The organism is Chlamydiota bacterium, assembly GCA_012729785.1.
In the GTDB taxonomy this organism is placed as follows: domain Bacteria; phylum Auribacterota; class Tritonobacteria; order UBA1439; family UBA1439; genus UBA1439.
Map to the genome: position 1 here is coordinate 22299 of JAAYCL010000006.1, position 17595 is coordinate 39893.

General features: G+C 64.7%; 11 protein-coding genes. 5 read left to right on the forward strand and 6 right to left on the reverse strand.

What is annotated here, in order from left to right; all coding sequences use genetic code 11:
• The first annotated feature begins 55 nt into the window (after nucleotides 1-55).
• Nucleotides 56-262 carry a cold shock domain-containing protein gene (locus GXY35_01310; GenBank protein ID NLW93237.1) on the forward strand — a complete coding sequence of 69 codons (207 nt, stop codon included), beginning with the start codon at nucleotides 56-58 and terminating at the stop codon, nucleotides 260-262.
• Between the two features lie 72 nt (nucleotides 263-334).
• Here the strand turns inward: GXY35_01310 and cysK are convergent, their stop codons facing one another.
• From cysK to GXY35_01330, 4 genes are all read right to left on the reverse strand, one after another.
• A complete protein-coding gene (gene cysK, locus GXY35_01315; protein ID NLW93238.1) occupies nucleotides 335-1267 on the reverse strand; it encodes a cysteine synthase A in 933 nt (310 codons plus the stop codon).
• 35 nt (nucleotides 1268-1302) lie between these two features.
• Nucleotides 1303-2601 carry an aminotransferase class I/II-fold pyridoxal phosphate-dependent enzyme gene (locus GXY35_01320; GenBank protein ID NLW93239.1) on the reverse strand — a complete coding sequence of 433 codons (1299 nt, stop codon included), beginning with the start codon at nucleotides 2599-2601 and terminating at the stop codon, nucleotides 1303-1305.
• 89 nt (nucleotides 2602-2690) lie between these two features.
• Nucleotides 2691-3065, reverse strand: a complete 375-nt coding sequence (locus GXY35_01325; GenBank protein NLW93240.1) for an Rrf2 family transcriptional regulator — start codon at nucleotides 3063-3065, stop codon at nucleotides 2691-2693.
• A 183-nt stretch (nucleotides 3066-3248) separates the two neighbouring features.
• Nucleotides 3249-8084: a hypothetical protein gene (locus GXY35_01330; GenBank protein ID NLW93241.1), complete on the reverse strand. Its 4836-nt coding sequence runs from the start codon at nucleotides 8082-8084 to the stop codon at nucleotides 3249-3251.
• 336 nt (nucleotides 8085-8420) lie between these two features.
• On the opposite strand from GXY35_01330, the gene folP reads away from it, so the two are divergent.
• Both folP and GXY35_01340 read left to right on the forward strand, forming a co-directional pair.
• Entirely contained in the window at nucleotides 8421-9227 is an 807-nt protein-coding gene (gene folP / locus GXY35_01335) for a dihydropteroate synthase (GenBank protein ID NLW93242.1), read from the forward strand.
• A gap of 121 nt (nucleotides 9228-9348) precedes the next feature.
• On the forward strand, nucleotides 9349-10962 hold the full coding sequence (locus GXY35_01340; GenBank protein NLW93243.1) for a radical SAM protein: 1614 nt from the start codon (nucleotides 9349-9351) through the stop codon (nucleotides 10960-10962).
• A 73-nt stretch (nucleotides 10963-11035) separates the two neighbouring features.
• Here the strand turns inward: GXY35_01340 and GXY35_01345 are convergent, their stop codons facing one another.
• Both GXY35_01345 and GXY35_01350 read right to left on the reverse strand, forming a co-directional pair.
• Nucleotides 11036-11248, reverse strand: coding sequence for a hypothetical protein (locus GXY35_01345; GenBank protein ID NLW93244.1), 213 nt, complete (start codon nucleotides 11246-11248; stop codon nucleotides 11036-11038).
• A 197-nt stretch (nucleotides 11249-11445) separates the two neighbouring features.
• On the reverse strand, nucleotides 11446-11853 hold the full coding sequence (locus tag GXY35_01350; protein ID NLW93245.1) for a pyridoxamine 5'-phosphate oxidase family protein: 408 nt from the start codon (nucleotides 11851-11853) through the stop codon (nucleotides 11446-11448).
• A 772-nt stretch (nucleotides 11854-12625) separates the two neighbouring features.
• On the opposite strand from GXY35_01350, the gene GXY35_01355 reads away from it, so the two are divergent.
• A complete protein-coding gene (locus tag GXY35_01355) occupies nucleotides 12626-15211 on the forward strand; it encodes a PAS domain S-box protein (GenBank protein NLW93246.1) in 2586 nt (861 codons plus the stop codon).
• 36 nt (nucleotides 15212-15247) lie between these two features.
• A complete protein-coding gene (locus GXY35_01360; GenBank protein ID NLW93247.1) occupies nucleotides 15248-16651 on the forward strand; it encodes a sigma-54-dependent Fis family transcriptional regulator in 1404 nt (467 codons plus the stop codon).
• Nucleotides 16652-17595: the final 944 nt, after the last annotated feature.

The window sequence follows — 17595 nt, forward strand, 5'->3', positions numbered from 1 at the left end:
GCGTGCGCCGCAGGAAAACGGTGCCTCCCCCGTGCAGAGAAGGAGTTTAGGTACAATGGCACGAGGCACAGTGAAGTGGTTCGACGAGCGGAAGGGCTTCGGTTTCATCACGCCCGAGAGCGGTGAGGATCTTTTCGTCCATCACAGCTCGATCCTGATGGAGGGGTTCAAGACCCTCGAGGATGGCGAGGCGGTGGAGTTCGACGTCGCCCCCGGTCGCAAGGGCCAGCAGGCCATCAATGTGCGGCGGCAGTCTGCCTGACCGCGTGCGTTGACAATCACAAGCCCCGTCTCCCCGAAAGGGGGGACGGGGCTTTGTCGTTTCTGCGTCCGTTCAATCGCGTTCCTGGAAAAGCCAGGTGGAGAGGTACCGCTCCCCCGTGTCGGCGAGGAGCGTGACGATCGTCTTCCCCGCCGATTCGGGACGCTTCGCGACCTCGATCGCCCCCCAGATCGCCCCGCCGCCCGAAATCCCGGTCAAAATCCCCTCCTCGCGGGCGAGCCGGCGGGCCATCGCCCCCGCGTCGAGGTGGCCGACGCGCACGACCTCGTCGATGACGGCACGGTCGAGCACGCCGGGCACGAACCCCGGCCCCCATCCCTGTATCTTGTGCGGGCCGGGCGCGCCACCGGACAGCACGGGCGAGTCCGCGGGCTCGAGCGCGATCACCTTCACCCCCGGTTTCCGCTCCTTCAGCACTGTGCCGACCCCCGTGATGGTCCCCCCCGTGCCGGTCGCCGCGACGAAGATGTCCACGCCGCCGTTCGTGTCCGCCCAGATCTCCTCGGCGGTGGTTTGCCGGTGGATCTCGGGATTGGCGGGGTTCTCGAACTGCTGGGGGACGAAACTCCCGGGCGTCGCCTTGTGGATCTCCTCCGCCTTCGCCAGCGCGCCCTTCATCCCCTTGGCCCCCTCCGTCAGCACCACCTCCGCGCCCAGTATCTTCAAGAGCTGCCGGCGTTCGACGCTCATCGTGTCGGGCATCGTGAGGACGAGCCGGTAGCCCCGCGCCGCGCAGACAAACGCGAGGGCGATCCCCGTGTTGCCGCTCGTCGGCTCGATGACGACCGTCCCCTCGCGGATCGCCCCGCGCTTCTCCGCGTCGTCGATCATCGCCACCCCGATCCGGTCCTTCACGCTCCCGAGCGGGTTGAACGACTCGAGCTTCGCCAGCACCGTCGCGCCCGTCCCCCGTGCGATCCGGTTGATCCTCACCAGCGGCGTCCTGCCCACCGTTTTCGTGACGTCGTCGAATATCCCGCCCATGGCCGGTTCCTTCCTCGCGGCCGTTCCGCCGCCGTTCACGCCGTCGCCTTCTTCAATGCCCCGTCGATATCCCGGATGATATCGTCCGCGTGCTCGAGGCCCACCGAGAGCCGGACGAAATCCGGCGTCACCCCGGTCGCGCGCTGCTCCTTCTCGGAGAGCTGGGAGTGCGTCGTGCTCGCCGGATGGATCGCGAGGGTCTTCGCGTCGCCGATGTTGGCCAGGTGCGATACGAGCTCGAGCGAGTCGATGAACCGCCTCCCCGCCGCGAGCCCGCCTTTGATCCCGAAACCGACGATCCCCCCCGCTCCGCCGGGGAGGTACCGGGCCGCGCGCTCCTTCTCCGGGCTCGAGTCGAGGCCGGGGTAGTGCACCCAGGCCACCGCGGGGTGCCTCTCGAGATGGCGCGCGACGGCGAGGGCGTTCTCGGAGTGGCGCGGCATGCGCAGGTGGATGGTCTCGAAACCCTGAAGGAGAAGGAAGGCATTGAACGGGGAGAGTGCGGCCCCGAGGTCGCGCAGGAGCACCACGCGCGCCTTGGTGATGTAGGCGATGTTCCCGAGGGGCTTCAACGCCTGCGCGAAGTCGAGGCCGTGGTAGCTCGGCTCCGGCCCGGAGACGAGGGGGAATTTCCCGTTCGTCCAGTCGAACCCCCCCGAATCGACGATGAGCCCCCCGATCGAGGTGCCGTGCCCCCCGATGAATTTGGTGGCGGAGTAGACGGCGATGTCCACCCCGAATTCGAACGGCCTCAGGAGATACGGGGAGACGGTGTTGTCGAGGATGAACGGAATCCGATGCTCGTGCGCGATGCCGGCGATCGCCTCCAGGTCCGCGATATCGAGCTTTGGGTTCCCGATCGATTCGGCGTACACCGCCTTCGTCTTCGGGCCGATCGCCGCGCGGAGGGCGCCGAGGTCGTTGGATCCGACGAAGCGGACCGCGATCCCCATGCGGGGGAGGGTGTAGTGGAACAGGGTGTAGGTGCCCCCGTACAGGTTGTCGGCGGAGACGATCTCGTCTCCCGCCCGGGCGAGCGTGAGGATCGAGAGGGCGATCGCGGACTGGCCGCTCGCCACTGCCAAGGCGCCCACGCCCCCGTCGAGGGCGGCGATCCTCTTCTCGAGCACCTCGGTCGTGGGATTCGTGATCCGCGTGTAGATGTTGCCGAACTCCTTGAGCGCGAACAGATCCGCCGCGTGCGTGGTGTCGCGGAACTGGAACGAGGTGGTCTGGTAGATGGGCACCGCGCGCGCGCCGGTCGTCGGGTCCGATACCTGTCCGCCGTGCAGGGCGAGGGTCTCCGGCTTCAGTTTCGGGTCGAGCGTGCGCATTGTCCGATCCTCCCTGGTGACGTCCTATATCCGGCACATCGGCGCATCTTCGGTGCAATCCCCGCCCCGCGCGACCAGGTCCTTGAGCGTCACGAACCCGGGGAACGAGGATAAGCGTTCCCGAATCCCTTCCAGACGGTTCCGGTCGCGCAGCGGGAGACCCCCGCGCGCGAATCGGGGTCCCGCACGCAGTCGGGGGGTCGCATATCCCCGTCGAGCAGCTCCACGATATTCTCGAGGGCGATGTCGGCGGCCTGTCTCCCGAAACGATAGCCCCCGTGCGCGCCGCGGCGGGTGCGCACGAGGCCCGCGGCCTTGCGCGGGATGATGATCCAGCCGAGCTGTTGTCCGGAGATTCCCTGGTTCCGCGACATATCCTTCAGGAGGACCGGATCGTCGTTCCGGTGAAGCCCGAGTTCGGCCATCAGCCGCACCCCGTAACGCACGCGCGTTGAGAGCGTCATCCCGCCTCCCGACAATACACTACAAAGTCGATGGCGACAATAAAGACTATCGCTGCACGGGTGGGCAACGCAAAGGAATAGACGCGGGTTCCCGGACAAGATTCGACGGCGCGGATCGGGAACGGGTCCCGGTATCCGGCTCTGCGGCAGTCGCCGGGCCGTGCGGGGCGCAGTCGGTACGGGTCAGTGCCAGCCGTAGATCAGCACGCCCTCCGGCCCGATGTGTCCCTCGGGCGCCGCTCCCCGGTCGTTGTAGCCGAATGACACGGGGAGGGGAACGGAAGAGGGCTGGAAATTGATCCGGAGGCCAGATGGGCCGGGATACGCGAGCTGCGCGTCTATCGCCGCAGCGGGCGCGGGCACCGCGTCTGCGAGCGCCCTCACCGCCTTGTCGTCGTACCACTCGGACGCGTATATCGAGTGGCTGAAGGAGACGGCGTAGCTCGTCCCCGCCTTCAACCCCGAAAGCGCGTACCTGCCCAGCGCGTCTGTCGAGACGCCGAAAAGCGAGATCTCCTGCGCCGTGTCGTAGGCATAGACCCAGGCCCCCTCCAGCGGCGTCCCGCTCCCTTCCTCCGTCACCGTCCCGGCGATGCTGACGCCAACCTCCAGCACCGCGTCGATCCCGGTCGAGGACGCGTTCACCTCCGTCGCACCCGTCCAGTCGCCGGCGTCGTTGTACCACTCCGCCGCGTACGCCCCCGCGTGGTCGATGAAGACGACCTTGTAGGCGCTTCCTTCGTCCAGCGCGGTGATGCGGTACGCCCCCGTCGCGTCGGTATCCGCGGAACCGCCCCACTCGCCCGTGGCGCTCTCGTAGGCCTCCACACGGATGTCGGCCAGCGGATACGTCCCGTCTGTCACGACGCCCTCGATCGTCCCCCCGAACCCGAGCGCCGCGTCTATCGCCGTGGCGGGCGCGGCCACCCCGTCGGCGATCGCCCACTCCGCCTTGTCGTCGTACCACTCCTCCTTGTGCGGCGAGTGGCTGTAGGAGAGCTTGTAGCTCACCCCCGCCTTGAGGCCCGCAAGCACGTACCCGCCCAGCGCGTCGGTTGAGGTGTAGCACACGTACGCATTGTGCGCCGCGTCATAGGCCTGGACCGAGCACCCCTCGATCGGCGTCCCGGTTCCCTCCTCCGTCACCGTGCCGGCGATGGTGACGCCCCCTTCCAGCACCGCGTCGATCCCGGTCGAGGACGCGTTCACCACCGTCGCGCCCGTCCAGTCGCCGGCATCGTCGTACCACTCCGCCGCGTACGTCCCCGTGTAGTCGGTGAACAGGACCTTGTAGCTCATACCCTCGTTCAGGCCGGCGATGCGGTACGCGCCCGTCCCCCAGTCGGTCCACACGCTGCCCGCCTGGTTCCCCGTGCTGATCTCGTAGGCGGCCACCAGGATGTTGCCCAGCGGGGCCGTTCCGTTCGTCACGACGCCCTCGATGGCCCCCCCCAGCCATAATGCGGCGTCAATACCCGTCGCCGGCGCCGCCACCGCGTCGGCGAAGACCCAGTCGCTCTTGTTGTTGTACCACTCGTATCCGTGCGGCGAGTGACTGTAGGAGAGCTTGTAGCTCACCCCCGCCTTGAGGCCCGACAACACGTATTCGCCCAGCGCGTCGGTTGAGGCATAGCACACGTACGCATTGATCGCCGTCGTGTCGCAGGCCTGAATCGAGCACCCCGCGAGCGGTATCCCGGTTCCCTCCTCCCTCACCGTCCCGGCGATGCTGACGCCCGCCTCCATCACCGCGTTGATCCCGGTCGAGGACGCGTTCACCACCGTCGCACCCGTCCATCCGCCGGCGTTGTTGTACCACTCCGCCGCGTACGTCCCCGTGTAGTCGGTGAACAGGACCTTGTATCCCTTGCCTTCCGTCAGACCGGCGATGCGGTAGGCGCCCGTCGCCCCGTCGGTGGAGACGCTGCCCACACTGTACCCCGTGCCGCTCTCGTAGGCGGCCACCTGGATGTTGCCCAGCGGGGCCGTCCCGTTCGTCACGACGCCCTCGATGGTCGCCCCAAGCCACAACGCGGCGTCGATACCCGTCGCCGGCGCCGCCACCGCGTCGGCGATATTCCAGTCGTCCTTGTCGTTGTACCACTCGTACCTGTGCGGCCAGTGGCTGTAGGAGAGCTTGTAGTTCACCCCCGCCTTGAGGCCCGATAACACGTATCCGCCCAGCGCGTCGGTTGTGGTATACCCCACATTCATCTGCCGCGCCGTGTCGTGGGCATAGACCGAGCACCCCCCGAGCGGTATCCCGGTTCCCTCCTCCGTCACCGTCCCGGTGATGCTGACGCCCCCTTCCAGCACCGCGTCGATCCCGGTCGAGGACGCGTTCACCACCGTCGCGCCCGCCCATCCGTCGGCGTCGTTGTACCACTCCGCCGCGTAGGTCCCCGTGCTGTCGCTGAACTGGACCTTGTATCCCCTGCCCGCGATCAGACCGTTGATGACGTACGCCCCCGCGGCGTCGGTGTACGCGCTGCCGCCCCAGTTCCCCCCGCCCTCGTAGGCGACCACCTGGATGTTGGCCAGCGGGGCCGTCCCGTTCGTCACGATGCCCGCGATGCTCGCGGGCGTCGGCGTGGGCGTCACCGTCGGCGTGGGGGTCACCGTCGGCGTGGGTGTCACCGTCGGCGTGGGGGTCACCGTCGCCGTGGGCGTCACCGTCGGCGTGGGCGTGGGCGGAGAGCCAAGCTGCGCGTCTATCGCCGCGGAGGGCGCGGCCACCCCGTCGGCGAGCGCCCACTCCGCCTTGTCGTCGTACCACTCGGACGCGTGCGGCCAGTGGCTGAAGGAGACGGCGTAGCTCGTCCCCGCCTTCAACCCCGAAAGCGCGTACCCGCCCAGCGCGTCTGTCGAGACGCCGAAAAGCGAGATCTCCTGCGCCGTGTCGTAGGCGGAGACCCAGGCCCCCTCCAGCGGCGTCCCGCTCCCTTCCTCCGTCACCGTCCCGGCGATGGTGACGCCAACCTCCAGCACCGCGTCGATCCCGGTCGAGGACGCGTTCACCTCCGTCGCACCCGTCCAGTCGCCGGCGTCGTCGTACCACTCCGCCGCGTACGCCCCCGCGTGGTCGATGAAGACGACCTTGTAGGCGCTTCCTTCGTCCAGCGCGGTGATGCGGTACGCCCCCATCGCATCGGTATCCGCGGAACCGCCCCACTCGCCCGTGGCGCTCTCGTAGGCCTCCACACGGATGTCGGCCAGCGGATACGTCCCGTCCGTCACGACGCCCTCGATCGTCCCCCCGAAGCCGAGCGCCGCGTCTATCGACGCGGCGGGCGCGGCCACCCCGTCGGCGACCGCCCACTCCGCCTTGTCGTCGTACCACTCCCCCTTGTGCGGCGAGTGGCTGTAGGAGAGCTTGTAGCTCACCCCCGCCTTGAGGCCCGCAAGCACGTACCCGCCCAGCGCGTCGGTCGAGGTGTAGCACACGTTCGCATTGTGCGCCGCGTCATAGGCCTGGACCGAGCACCCCTCCAGCGGCGTCCCGGTCCCTTCCTCCGTCACCGTCCCGGCGATGCTGACGCCCCCTCCCATCACCGCGTCGATCCCCGTCGAGGACGCGTTCACCACCGTCGCACCCGTCCAGTCGCCGGCGTCGTCGTACCACTCCGCCGCGCACGTCCCCGTGTAGTCGGTGAACAGGATCTTGTAGGCACTCCCTTCGCTCAGGCCGGCGATGCGGTACGCGCCCGTCCCCCAGTCGGTCCACACGCTGCCCACACTATACCCCGTGCTGATCTCGTAGGCGGCCACCAGTATGTTGCCCAGCGGATCCGTCCCGTCCGTCACGACGCCCTCGATGGTCCCCCCCAGCCACAGTGCGGCGTCGATGCCCGTCGCCGGCGCCGCCACCGTGTCGGCGAAGTGCCATTCGATCTTGTTGTTGTACCACTCCCCCTTGTGCGGCGAGTGGTTGTAGGAGAGCTTGTAGCTCACCCCCGCCTTGAGGCCCGACAACACGTACGCGCCCGTCGCGTCGGTCGTGCTGTTGCCTATATACACGTTGTGCGCCGTGTCGTAGGCCTGGACCGAGCACCCCCCGATCGGTATCCCGGTCCCGTCCTCCGTCACCGTCCCGGCGATGCTGACGCCCCCTTCCATCACCGCGTCGATCCCCGTCGCCGACGCGTTCACCACCGTCGCGCCCGTCCATCCGCCTGCGTCGCTGTACCACTCCGCCGCGTGCGTCCCCGTGTAGTCGGTGAACAGGACCTTGTACCCCTTGCCCTCCGTCAGACCGGCGATGCGGTAGGCGCCCAAACCGTCGGTTGACACGTTGCCCACACTGTACCCCGTGCCGCTCTCGTAGGCGGCCACCTGGATGTTGGCCAGCGGGGCCGTCCCGTTCGTCACGACGCCCTCGATGGTCGCCCCCAGCCACAATGCGGCGTCGATGCCCGCCGCCGGCGCCGCCACCGCGTCGGCGATGTTCCAGTCGTTCTTGTCGTCGTACCACTCGTACCTGTGCGGCCAGTGGTTGTAGGAGAGCTTGTAGCTCACCCCCGCCTTGAGGCCCGACAACACGTACCCGCCCAACGCGTCGGTTGTGGCATAGCTCACACTCATCTGTCGCGCCGTGTCGTAGGCATAGACCCAGGCCCCCTCCAGCGCCGTCCCGGACTCTTCCTCCGTTACCGTCCCGGCGATGGTGACGCCGGCCTCCATCACCGCGTCGATCCCGGTCGAGGGCGCGTTCACCTGCGTCGCACCCGTCCATCCGCCGGCGTCGTCGTACCACTCCGCCGCGTACGTCCCCGTGCCATCGCTGAACTGGATCTTGTACCCCTTCCCGACGACCAGGCCGTTGATGGCGTACGCCCCCGCGGTGTCGGTGTACGCGTTGCCGCCCCAGTTCCCCGTGCCATCGTAGGCGACCACCTGAATGTTGGCCAGCGGGGCCGTCCCGTTCGTCACGACGCCCTCGATGCTTTGCGCGACGGCGAGAGAGGCGGTGGCGATGAGGGAAAAGACGGCGAACAGCGGACTCAGTGGGCGCATGCGCACGGTTCGGTTCTCCTCAGGGCTGAAGTTGATACCTCCCGGGGTATGGAACCCGGGTGCATCCCATCCATTGCATGGAACGCTGAAACTCGACAGGGTCAAAGTGTCAGTAAGTGATAAAGGTTGCCATATGCAGGATGCAAAAGCAAGTGCCGCCGATACAATATTTTTCGCCCCGCCGCGCCGCACCCTGCGGAGGATTGGGATGCGCCACCTCCCGTGACCGCAGGTTGACAGAATCTTGGACAGGCGCTACAAGGATAGGTGCGGCGTGCCGGCGGATACTGAGGAAATGGGGGCGAGCGATGCGCCGCCGCGGAGGGTCCCGTGAGGAGTGAGCTGCGCCTGCCTGTCATCATCGGCATCCTGAACGTCACCGCGGACTCGTTCTCCGACGGCGGGCGCTACCTCGACCCGCGCGCGGCGGTCGAGAAGGGGCGCGCGCTCGTCTCGGAAGGGGCGGATATCGTCGAGGTGGGGGCGGAGTCGAGCAATCCGGACGGGGCGCGGGTCGACGCCTCGGAGGAGGTCGGGCGCCTCGAGCCGGTGGTCGCGGCGTTGAAGGGGGAGGGGGTGCGCGTCTCCGTCGACACGCGGAAAGCGCGGGTGATGCGGCGCGCCCTCGCCCTCGGCGCCGATATGCTCAACGACGTCACGGGTCTCAGGGACCCCGCGGCGGTCAAGGCGGTCCGGGATTCGGACGTTCCGGTCGTGGTGATGTTCGCCCGCAATCGCGGTCCCCGGGCGGAGAAGACGGCGCGCCGCGGGGATACCGCGTTGGAGGAGGCCGGCGCGTTCTTCGAGGAACGCCTCGCCTCGTTGAAGGCCGCCGGCATCCCGCCGTGCCGCCTGATCCTCGACCCCGGGATGGGGTTCTTCCTGGGCGGCACCCCCGAGCCGAGCCTCGCGGTCCTGCGCGGACTCGCGACGCTCCGTCGATTCGGCCGCCCCCTCTGTGTCTCCACCTCCCGGAAATCGTTCATCGGGGCGGTGCTGGGCAGGCCGGTCGGCGCGCGCGGGGCGGGGACGCTGGCGACGGAGCTCTGGGCGTGGCTCCACGGCGCGGAGTACATCCGTACGCACGAGCCCGGCCCCCTGCGTGACGCGGCGCGGATGCTCGCGGCGATACGCGCGTCCTCCCGATAGCCGCCGCGGCGGCGGATCGTGTGCTATACTGCGGCTGATCATTATTCGAGTGCGCGCGCCGCGTGCGCCGCGGGCGGATGGCCCACCCGCGTCATCTATGCGCCCGCACACGGGAGACACGATGCGGGTGGTGCTGATCGCCCTGTTCCACTACGAGAGCTTCGCCCTGAGGTCCCTCTTCTCCTACCTGAAGGCCCGCGGCATCCCCGTCTCGTTCATCGGCTTCAAGCGGATGCGGCACAAGGCGGCCAGGACGCTGAAGAACGACTTCATGGAGATGTACGATTGCCACACCGAAACCACCCAGGAGGAGATCGAGGTCCTCCTCGCCGAGCTGGAGCGGCTCGGTCCGTCGCTGATCGGCCTTGGGGTACAGTCGTCGCAGTTCCCGCTCGCCTGCCGGGTCACACGCGCGATCAAAAAGCGTTTCAGCGTCCCGGTGATCTGGGGCGGGGCGCATCCGACGATCGATCCCGAACGCTGTATCGCCGAGACGGACCTGGTCTGCGTGGGGGAGGGGTTCGAGCCGCTCCGGCAGCTCTCGGAGCGGATCGAGGAGGGGAGGCCGTACCGCGACATCTCCAACATCTGGGTCAACGAGGGCGGCGCCGTCACGAGAAACGAGTCGAGGCAGCTCATCGACGACCTCGACCTTCTCCCGTTCGCGAACTACGATCCCGAGGACAAGACCTACATCGACGACGGGCGGATGCAGCCGGAGCGGAACATCGACTACTTCGGCTACGGGTTCACGGACAATCCGCGCAAGACCATCCACCAGACGATGACGTCGTTCGGCTGCCTGATGAACTGCTCGTTCTGCGTCAACGCCCTGACGCACGAGCGGTTCAGGCGGAGGAGCGTCGAACACGTGCTGCGCGAGATCGAGGAGGCCGCGCGGGAAAACCCGGGCCTGAGGATGGTCTTCTTCTGGGACAACATCTTCCAGGTGGGCAAGAAATGGTGCCTGGAGTTCGCAGAACAGTACTCGAAAAGGGTGCGCATTCCGTTCTTCGCCTACTCGCACCCGCTCTTCATGGAGCAGGAGACGCTCGTTGCACTGCGCAAGGCGGGATGGAGCGTCACGGTGATGGGGCTCCAGAGCGGGAGCCATTCCGTACGGAAAAGGATCTACAACCGGCGCGAGACGAACGCGCAGATCCTCGTCGCCGCCCGCCGCCTCGATGCCCTGCGGGCGGTGAAGAGTCTGCACGGGGTGTTCAGGATCTACTACGACTACGTGAAGAATAACGTCCTGGAGACACAAGGTGATCTGCGGGAGTCGCTCGACCTCATCCTCTCCTTGCCGAAGAATTTCATCTTCCAGGCCTTCAACCTCTCCTTCTTCCCGAACTACCTGCTCACGCGTGTGTATCTCGAGAAGGGGTTCATCACGGAGAACGACATCGAGGGGAACAGCACCGCGTCGGGGAACGACTGGATTACGTCGTTCGACAAGAGGAGGGAGTACCGCGGCTTCCTCAGGATACACGAGTACTACTACCTGCTCTTCTCCCTCGCGCAGTTCAAGCTCTTCCCGAACACCCTCGTCCGGTGGATGGAGCGGAGGGGGATCTTCTTCGGCCGCCTGCGGTCGCTGCACCTGCTCTGCCGCACCGTGCGTTTCCTCGACCTCTATTTCAGGCCGTCCAACTACGTCTGGCTCTTCGCGATCCTGCGGATGGTCTCCCTGCGCCTGAAGTACCGGCACGGGGCCTTCGTCCGCCTCCGTTAGCCCACCATCCGGGGGGGCGCGATCCGGCGTTTCAGGAAAGGGAAGCGGCGCGCCCGCCGCGTATCCCCGCGCCTCAGAGCCCGCCGCGCCTGACGCGCGGCCGCCGGCCGCGTTTCCTCTTCGCGGCCACCTGGAGGGGCGTGCCGAACAGCTCGAGCTGATCGGTGTTTTCCGGGCAGCGCGCGCAGCGGGGAAAGCCGCCCGCCTTCCTCGCCTCGCATATCTCCCGCTGGATCAGGTACGACCCGCCCGGGCACCTGATCAGATCCTCTGTTCGCTCTTTCACCGCCGCCTCCCCCCTGGCGACGAAAGGCCGGCAATTCGTCGCGCGCGCGGCACACGCGCCCGATCCCCGCGGCGCGGATGCGCCGGCCCTCTGGGCGCGATGCGCCTCTTCTTGTCCCCTCCGCCCGCCCGATCCGGAGAGTGTCCGGGGCGAGTAAGGGTATAACCTGTTGCAGCAAATAAAGCTGTATACATCGCCTACAGGGGGATCTCGCGGTATTCGCCGAAGCCGGGCGGCATCCACCTCGCGCGCACCGGGACGATCTCGATGAGGACGAATTCGGGGTCGAACTCGTCCTTGAAATGCTTCCGCACGTGCGGGTTGAGCGCCAGGAGCTCCCGCTTCTTCTCCGGGCCGCCGGTGATATCCGCGCGCCCCTCCACGCGGAGCTGGTACTTCCTCGCGTCCAGGAAACAGACCTCGACGCGCCCGTTCTCCGCCAGCTCCCTCGTCTTCCCGCTTGTACGGAACGTCGAGCTCAGCAGCCTGAAGCCGTCCGTCACCACGAACGCCATCGGGCGCACCCGCGGCTGCCCGCCGACGTCCGTCGCCAGCATCCCGTATCCCGCCCCTTCGATGATCCTCCTCGCTTCGTCGTCGGTCATGACCCCTCCCTTGCCCGCACGTCGTAAATATTTTGTTATCATACCACGATATATCCGATAGTGCAGGATTCCAATACCTCCACCCTGCGTCCGCGTGCTCGCCGGCGGTCGTCGAGCTTTGCATCCCGGATCTTTTGATTTTTGTGCTGTTAGTAAAAGTTGAAAAGTGCACATCTTAAGATTTAAAAGTGCACACCATAGAGATCGGTGTTCTTGAGTTTCCGGACATCGATGAGCCGGTCATCGCACTAGAACCTGAGTTCGGACACTGCAGTCCCCACGGGGTAGATGCGGACGTTGACCTCGTCTCTCGGGGACGCGTCATTGACCCTGATCTGTATGCCGTTATATGGAAACCTTCCGGTACTCGTTGACGATCCTGTTCATCGTAGCGCTGGAGAAGCTCCTTGACCCGGGAATCCGTGAACCGCTTGTGAATCTGTGCCATAACATCCTCCTTTCGAGGCGTGGATTATGGCACTTTCCAGATGTGCACTTTCAACCTTAAATCCTTGAAAAGGTGTGCACTTTTGGATCTTAAATAACACTTTTGAATTTTGTGCTTGATCTCACACCGCAGGTATCTCGTATCATCTTCTGTAATTCGTATATCGACGGCATAGATCGTTTATGGAACCGTACGACCTATCGGCGCGGACGAGTCGAATCCGCTCCATGATGCGGGGGACATTGAAGATGTTCGGGTCCTCCCGTGGGATGTCCCCCATGCACGCCGGAGCGTGACGCGCGACGGCGCCCGGAAAGGAATCTGATGAGAAAAGCGAAGGCGTCGAAGCCCCGCCACCTCACCGGCAAGGAATCCGCGGCCAGGTTGAAGATGCTGGGGGACCTGATCGATACCGCCTCGATATGCATCATGACCACGGACAGCTCGGGAAGGATCACGAGCATCAACCGGGCGGGGGAAAGGCTGTACGGCTATCGCGCGGATGAACTTCTCGGCAGGGATGTGAGGATACTGTTCTCCGAAAGAAACCCGAATCCCCTCATACGGATGATGGACGAGAAGCGCCTGAACGGTGAGAGCTGGGAGGCCGAAGTCTGGAGGAAGAAGAAGGACGGGTCCGAGATCCGGACGTGGCTGGCGACCACCTACCTTCTCGACGAGGACGGGCGGATCCAAGGGGCGTTGGGGATCGCGCGCGACGTGACCCGCGAGAAGGAGGTCGAGGAGCGCCTGAGGATCCTCGGCGGGCTCATCGAATCGGCCTCGATATGCATCATGATGACCGACAACGAGGGAAGGGTCACCAGCATCAATCGCGCGGGCGAGCATCTGTACGGGTACCGCGCGGACGAGATCATCGGGAAGAACGTGAATGTCCTCTTCTCCGACAGAAATCCCAGGGCCCTCATCGAGAAGATGAACCAGAGCAGAATCAGGGGGGAGAGCTGGGAGGCGGAGGTCTGGAGGAAGACGAAAGACGGGGGGGAGGTCCTGACGTGGCTCTCCACCTCGTATCTTTTTAACGAGGCGGGGCAGATGCGTGGGGCCCTCGGTATCGGGCTGGATATCACGCAGGAGCGCGAGATCGGCGCCAGGCACGCGCGCCTCAGCGATCTCATCAACACCGCCGCGATTTGCATCATATCGATAGACCGGGAGGGGATGGTCATGGCCATCAACCGCGCGGGGGAGAGGATGTACGGCTATCGCGCGGACGAGATTGTGGGCAGGAACATCTCCCTTCTCTACTCGGACAGGAACCCCGACGCGCTGATACGGGAGCTCGACGAGAAGCGCATACGGGGGGTGGATTGGGAGGCGGAGGTCTGGAGGAAGAGGAAGGACGGGACCGAGATCCTCACCTGGCTCTCCACGTCGTACCTGATCGACGAGGAGGGGAAGATCCAGGGGGCGCTGGGGATCGCGCGTGATGTGACGGCGGAGAAGAAAAACCAGGAGCGGCTGGAGTACATGGCGCACCTCGTGGAGAGCATTTCCCATTGCGTCCTTTCCACCGACGAGGGCTTCCGCCTGAAGACGATAAACAGCGCAGGGCTCAGGATGTTCGGATACGGAGAGGGCGAAATGGCCGGAACGGATCTCTCCTCGCTATTCGCCCCGCGAATCGCCAAGGACGTCCTGAAGTCGATCAAGGAGAGCGCGGCGGGCAACGGCTCGTGGGAGGGGGAGTCGTGGGGGCGGAGGAAGACGAGGGTGGTCTTCCCCATATGGCTCTCCCTGGTATGCCTCTTCGACTCGAGGGGCAAGGTGAAGGGGGCGGTGGGTTTCATGCGCGACATAAGCGCGGAGATGGAGTCGCGGGCGAGGTTGGAGCTCCTTGGGCGGCTCGTCGAAAGCGCCGCGCATACCATCGTCTCGACGGACGAGGAGGGGAGGATCGTAAGCATCAACAAGGCGGGGGAGGAGATGTACGGGTACAGCGCGGCGGAGCTCATTGGAAAGAAGGTGAGGATGCTGTATTCGGAGCGGAATCCACCCGCTCTCGTCGCCGAGCTGGCGCAGAAGGCGGCAAACGGTGAGAGCTGGGACGCCGAGATATGGAGAAAGATGAAGAACGGCGGCGAGGCCCCGACGTGGATATCGACGTCGTACATGCGTGACGAATCCGGCTCGATCAGGGGGGCGCTCGGGATAGGGAGGGATATCACCGACAAGAAGGTCGTCGAGGAGAAGCTGCTCCACTCCACACGGATCGCGACGATGGGGGAGATCGCGGCGGGGATCGCCCACGAGGTGAGAAATCCGCTGACGAGCGTCAAGCTCGGATTGAACAATCTCGCAGAGATCGTGGGCTCCAGGGCGGACGCGAAGTCCGTCGTCGACGACCTCCTGACGGAGATCGAACGGCTGGAGAAGGTGGTATCCAACCTCCTCACCTTCGCCAAGAAGAAAAAGGAGGGTCGCGAGAGGAAGGACATCAACGAGCTGATCGATCGCGCCCTTTCGTACGTGAAGGCGGACATAGAGAAGTTCGGCATCGACGCCGTGAGGCAGTACGATTCCATCCTCCCCCCCGTCGAGATCGAATCCGACCAGATGCTCCAGGTGTTCCTCAACCTGATACTCAACGCGGTCCAGGCGATGGATCAGGGGGGGCACCTCGAGCTGCGGACGCGTTTCATGAGCGGCCGGGGGCCGCGGGGGGAGATACAGAAGAACATCATGATCGAGGTGAAGGATACGGGGAAGGGGATACCCGCAAGGGACATCCAGCGCATCTTCAGCCCGTTCTTCACCAGCAAGGAGAAGGGGACGGGCCTCGGATTGGCGATGTCCAAGCGGCTCGTGGAGGCCCACGGGGGAACGATAGGCCTGAAGAGCAGGGAGGGGGAAGGGACGATGGTCACCGTCCTTCTGCCGTGCGACTAGCGCGAGCGTCCGCGCGCGCCCAAAGGAGCGTGTTCCATGAAACCATCGATCCTGATCATCGACGACGAAGACAAGATCCGGCGGTTCCTCGGCGAGCCGTTCACGAGGAGGGGGTACCGCGTCTCGACGGCCGGCACGGGCAGGCAGGGCCTGGAGGTCTTCAGGAAAGAGGAGCCCGAAATCGTGATCCTCGACATGAGGCTTCCTGACGTGGACGGGATGCAGGTCCTCCGGGAGATACGCCGGGCCTCCCCGGAGCATATTGTGATCATGATAACCGCGTACGGGGAGATACGCTTGGCGGTGGAGGCGATGAAGCTGGGGGCGTTCGACTACCTGACGAAGCCGTTCGAATTCGACGCGATCAATATCGTCATCGGCAAGGCGTCCGAATACCTGCGGATGAAGAACGAGATCGCGTGCCTCAAGCGGGAGAGCGACCTCTCGGGCTACGAGGATATGGTCGGAAAAAGCAAGAGGATGCAGGAGGTGTTCAGGAGGATCGAGGAGATCGCGTCAAGCCCGGCGCCCCTCATCTTTCTCAACGGGGAGACCGGGACGGGGAAGGAGCTGGCGGCGAGGGCGATCCACAGGAAGAGCGCGCGCGCCGCGGGCCCCTTCGTGGCGCTGAACTGCACCATACTGGACGAGCGCCTCCTTCAGAGCGAGCTCTTCGGACACGAGAAGGGGGCCTTTACCGACGCCACGGAGACCAAGAAGGGGTTGTTCGAGGTCGCCGACGGCGGGACGATCTTCCTGGACGAGATCGGCGACATCACCCCCCTGATCCAGGCGAAGCTCTTGAGGGTTCTAGAGGAGAAGAGCTTCAGGCGCCTCGGCGGCACGAAGGACATCAGCGTGGACGTGCGGATCGTCATCTCGACCAACCGGGACCTCAAGGCCGCGGTCGCCGCGGGGCATTTCAGGGAAGACCTCTATTTCAGGATAAACGCCCTCCCCATCGTCATGCCCCCCCTCCGGAACCGGGGGGAGGACATCCTCATCCTGACGGAGCATTTCGTCCGCAAGTTCAATCTGCAGTTCGGCAAGGACGTCCGGAAGCTCGCCCCCCAGATCGCCGAGCTGTTCGCGAGGTATCAATGGCCTGGGAATGTCAGGGAGCTGAAGAACGTGATGGAGAGGATGGTCCTTCTCTCCAAGACCGAGGAGCTGCTCCTGAAGCATGTCCCGCATGAGATCTTCGTGGGGGACGGCACGCAGACGGCCTCCAAGAAACCCGTGTATTTCGGGAAGGAATACTCGGCCGCCAGGGACGAGGTCCTGAACGGCTTTGAAAAGGGTTTCATCGTGGAATACCTCACCCGGTGCGAAGGCAACGTCTCGAAAAGCGCGAGCGTTGCGGGAATGGACCGGAGCAGCTTCCAGCGCATGATGAAGAAGCATCAGATCGAATCGGAGAGTTTCCGCCTGCACGGTTGATCCTCCCCGCTGCGGGCCTGGGGTGCCGCAATCATGCGGCGCCAGGTCTTTGTATCTATCTGCCGTACCCCGAACAAGATACGGATATTTCCTATCACCCGCCCCCCATATTCCGCCGCACGCATACAACACCTGCGTCTTTTGTCATCCATCCAGTTCCCGGTGCTATTGTCCTAACATACACGCATGGAATATGAAGCGATATAATTGCTTCTGCCTTGTGCGCTGGCACGGAGTATGCACACACTTCCATTTGAGTCCGGTATATGCCCGCGGTTTCAAAGAGCGTGTGTCGAGCACAAAGCGGTACGGGGCGCATTTCAAGGCACGGACGCTCCGTAGGGAGTCCCGGGTCATCCGACACGATACGCGGGCGCTGGACGAGAGGTGCGGTTGGCGTATGGTGTACCGCAAAGTCGATAGGGCTGAGAAGGTTAAGGCTGTGCTGGCCGTTATGGGGGGGGGCCGCGCGTCCGTCGCGGCACGTGAGTCCGGCATGAGTCGCGGAACACTTTATAGATTGGTGTCTCAAGCGCGGGCCTTGATAAAAAAATCATTTTGCACATCGTTCAATGCGGAGGGGAGAGAGAACGCTAGATTGCGGGGTTGCATAAACAGCCTCAGAAGGGAAGCCGCTTCGATAAGGCACAAAATCGATAAATACGAGGCGGAATTACTGGAGGCGAACAAAAAGATAGAAATATTCCGTCAGCTAGGTCGCCCGGCGCGGTGCCGCAGTTGCGGGTGCGAGAAGATTTACCGAAACGGAAGTTATCAGATCAGTCATTCGAATTTTTGTAGAAGCCTTGAAAAGCAAAAAAATGGAAAGATTGAAGTGAAGCACTTTATTTGTGCGGCCTGCGACGAGAGCATGTACGTCGTCGATCCGGTCCACAATATTTTTCGTATCGAGTCTCAACACGGCAAAGACAGAAGTATTGTGC

What these genes read in the sequence shown, in the direction of transcription:
- GXY35_01340 (NLW93243.1), top strand. Translation starts at nt 9,349, where the DNA reads ATGCGGGTGGTGCTGATCGCCCTGTTCCACTACGAGAGCTTCGCCCTG.
- GXY35_01355 (NLW93246.1), top strand. Translation starts at nt 12,626, where the DNA reads ATGAGAAAAGCGAAGGCGTCGAAGCCCCGCCACCTCACCGGCAAGGAA.
- GXY35_01360 (NLW93247.1), top strand. Translation starts at nt 15,248, where the DNA reads ATGAAACCATCGATCCTGATCATCGACGACGAAGACAAGATCCGGCGG.
- GXY35_01320 (NLW93239.1), bottom strand. Translation starts at nt 2,601, where the DNA reads ATGCGCACGCTCGACCCGAAACTGAAGCCGGAGACCCTCGCCCTGCAC.
- cysK (NLW93238.1), bottom strand. Translation starts at nt 1,267, where the DNA reads ATGGGCGGGATATTCGACGACGTCACGAAAACGGTGGGCAGGACGCCG.
- GXY35_01350 (NLW93245.1), bottom strand. Translation starts at nt 11,853, where the DNA reads ATGACCGACGACGAAGCGAGGAGGATCATCGAAGGGGCGGGATACGGG.
- GXY35_01310 (NLW93237.1), top strand. Translation starts at nt 56, where the DNA reads ATGGCACGAGGCACAGTGAAGTGGTTCGACGAGCGGAAGGGCTTCGGT.
- GXY35_01325 (NLW93240.1), bottom strand. Translation starts at nt 3,065, where the DNA reads ATGACGCTCTCAACGCGCGTGCGTTACGGGGTGCGGCTGATGGCCGAA.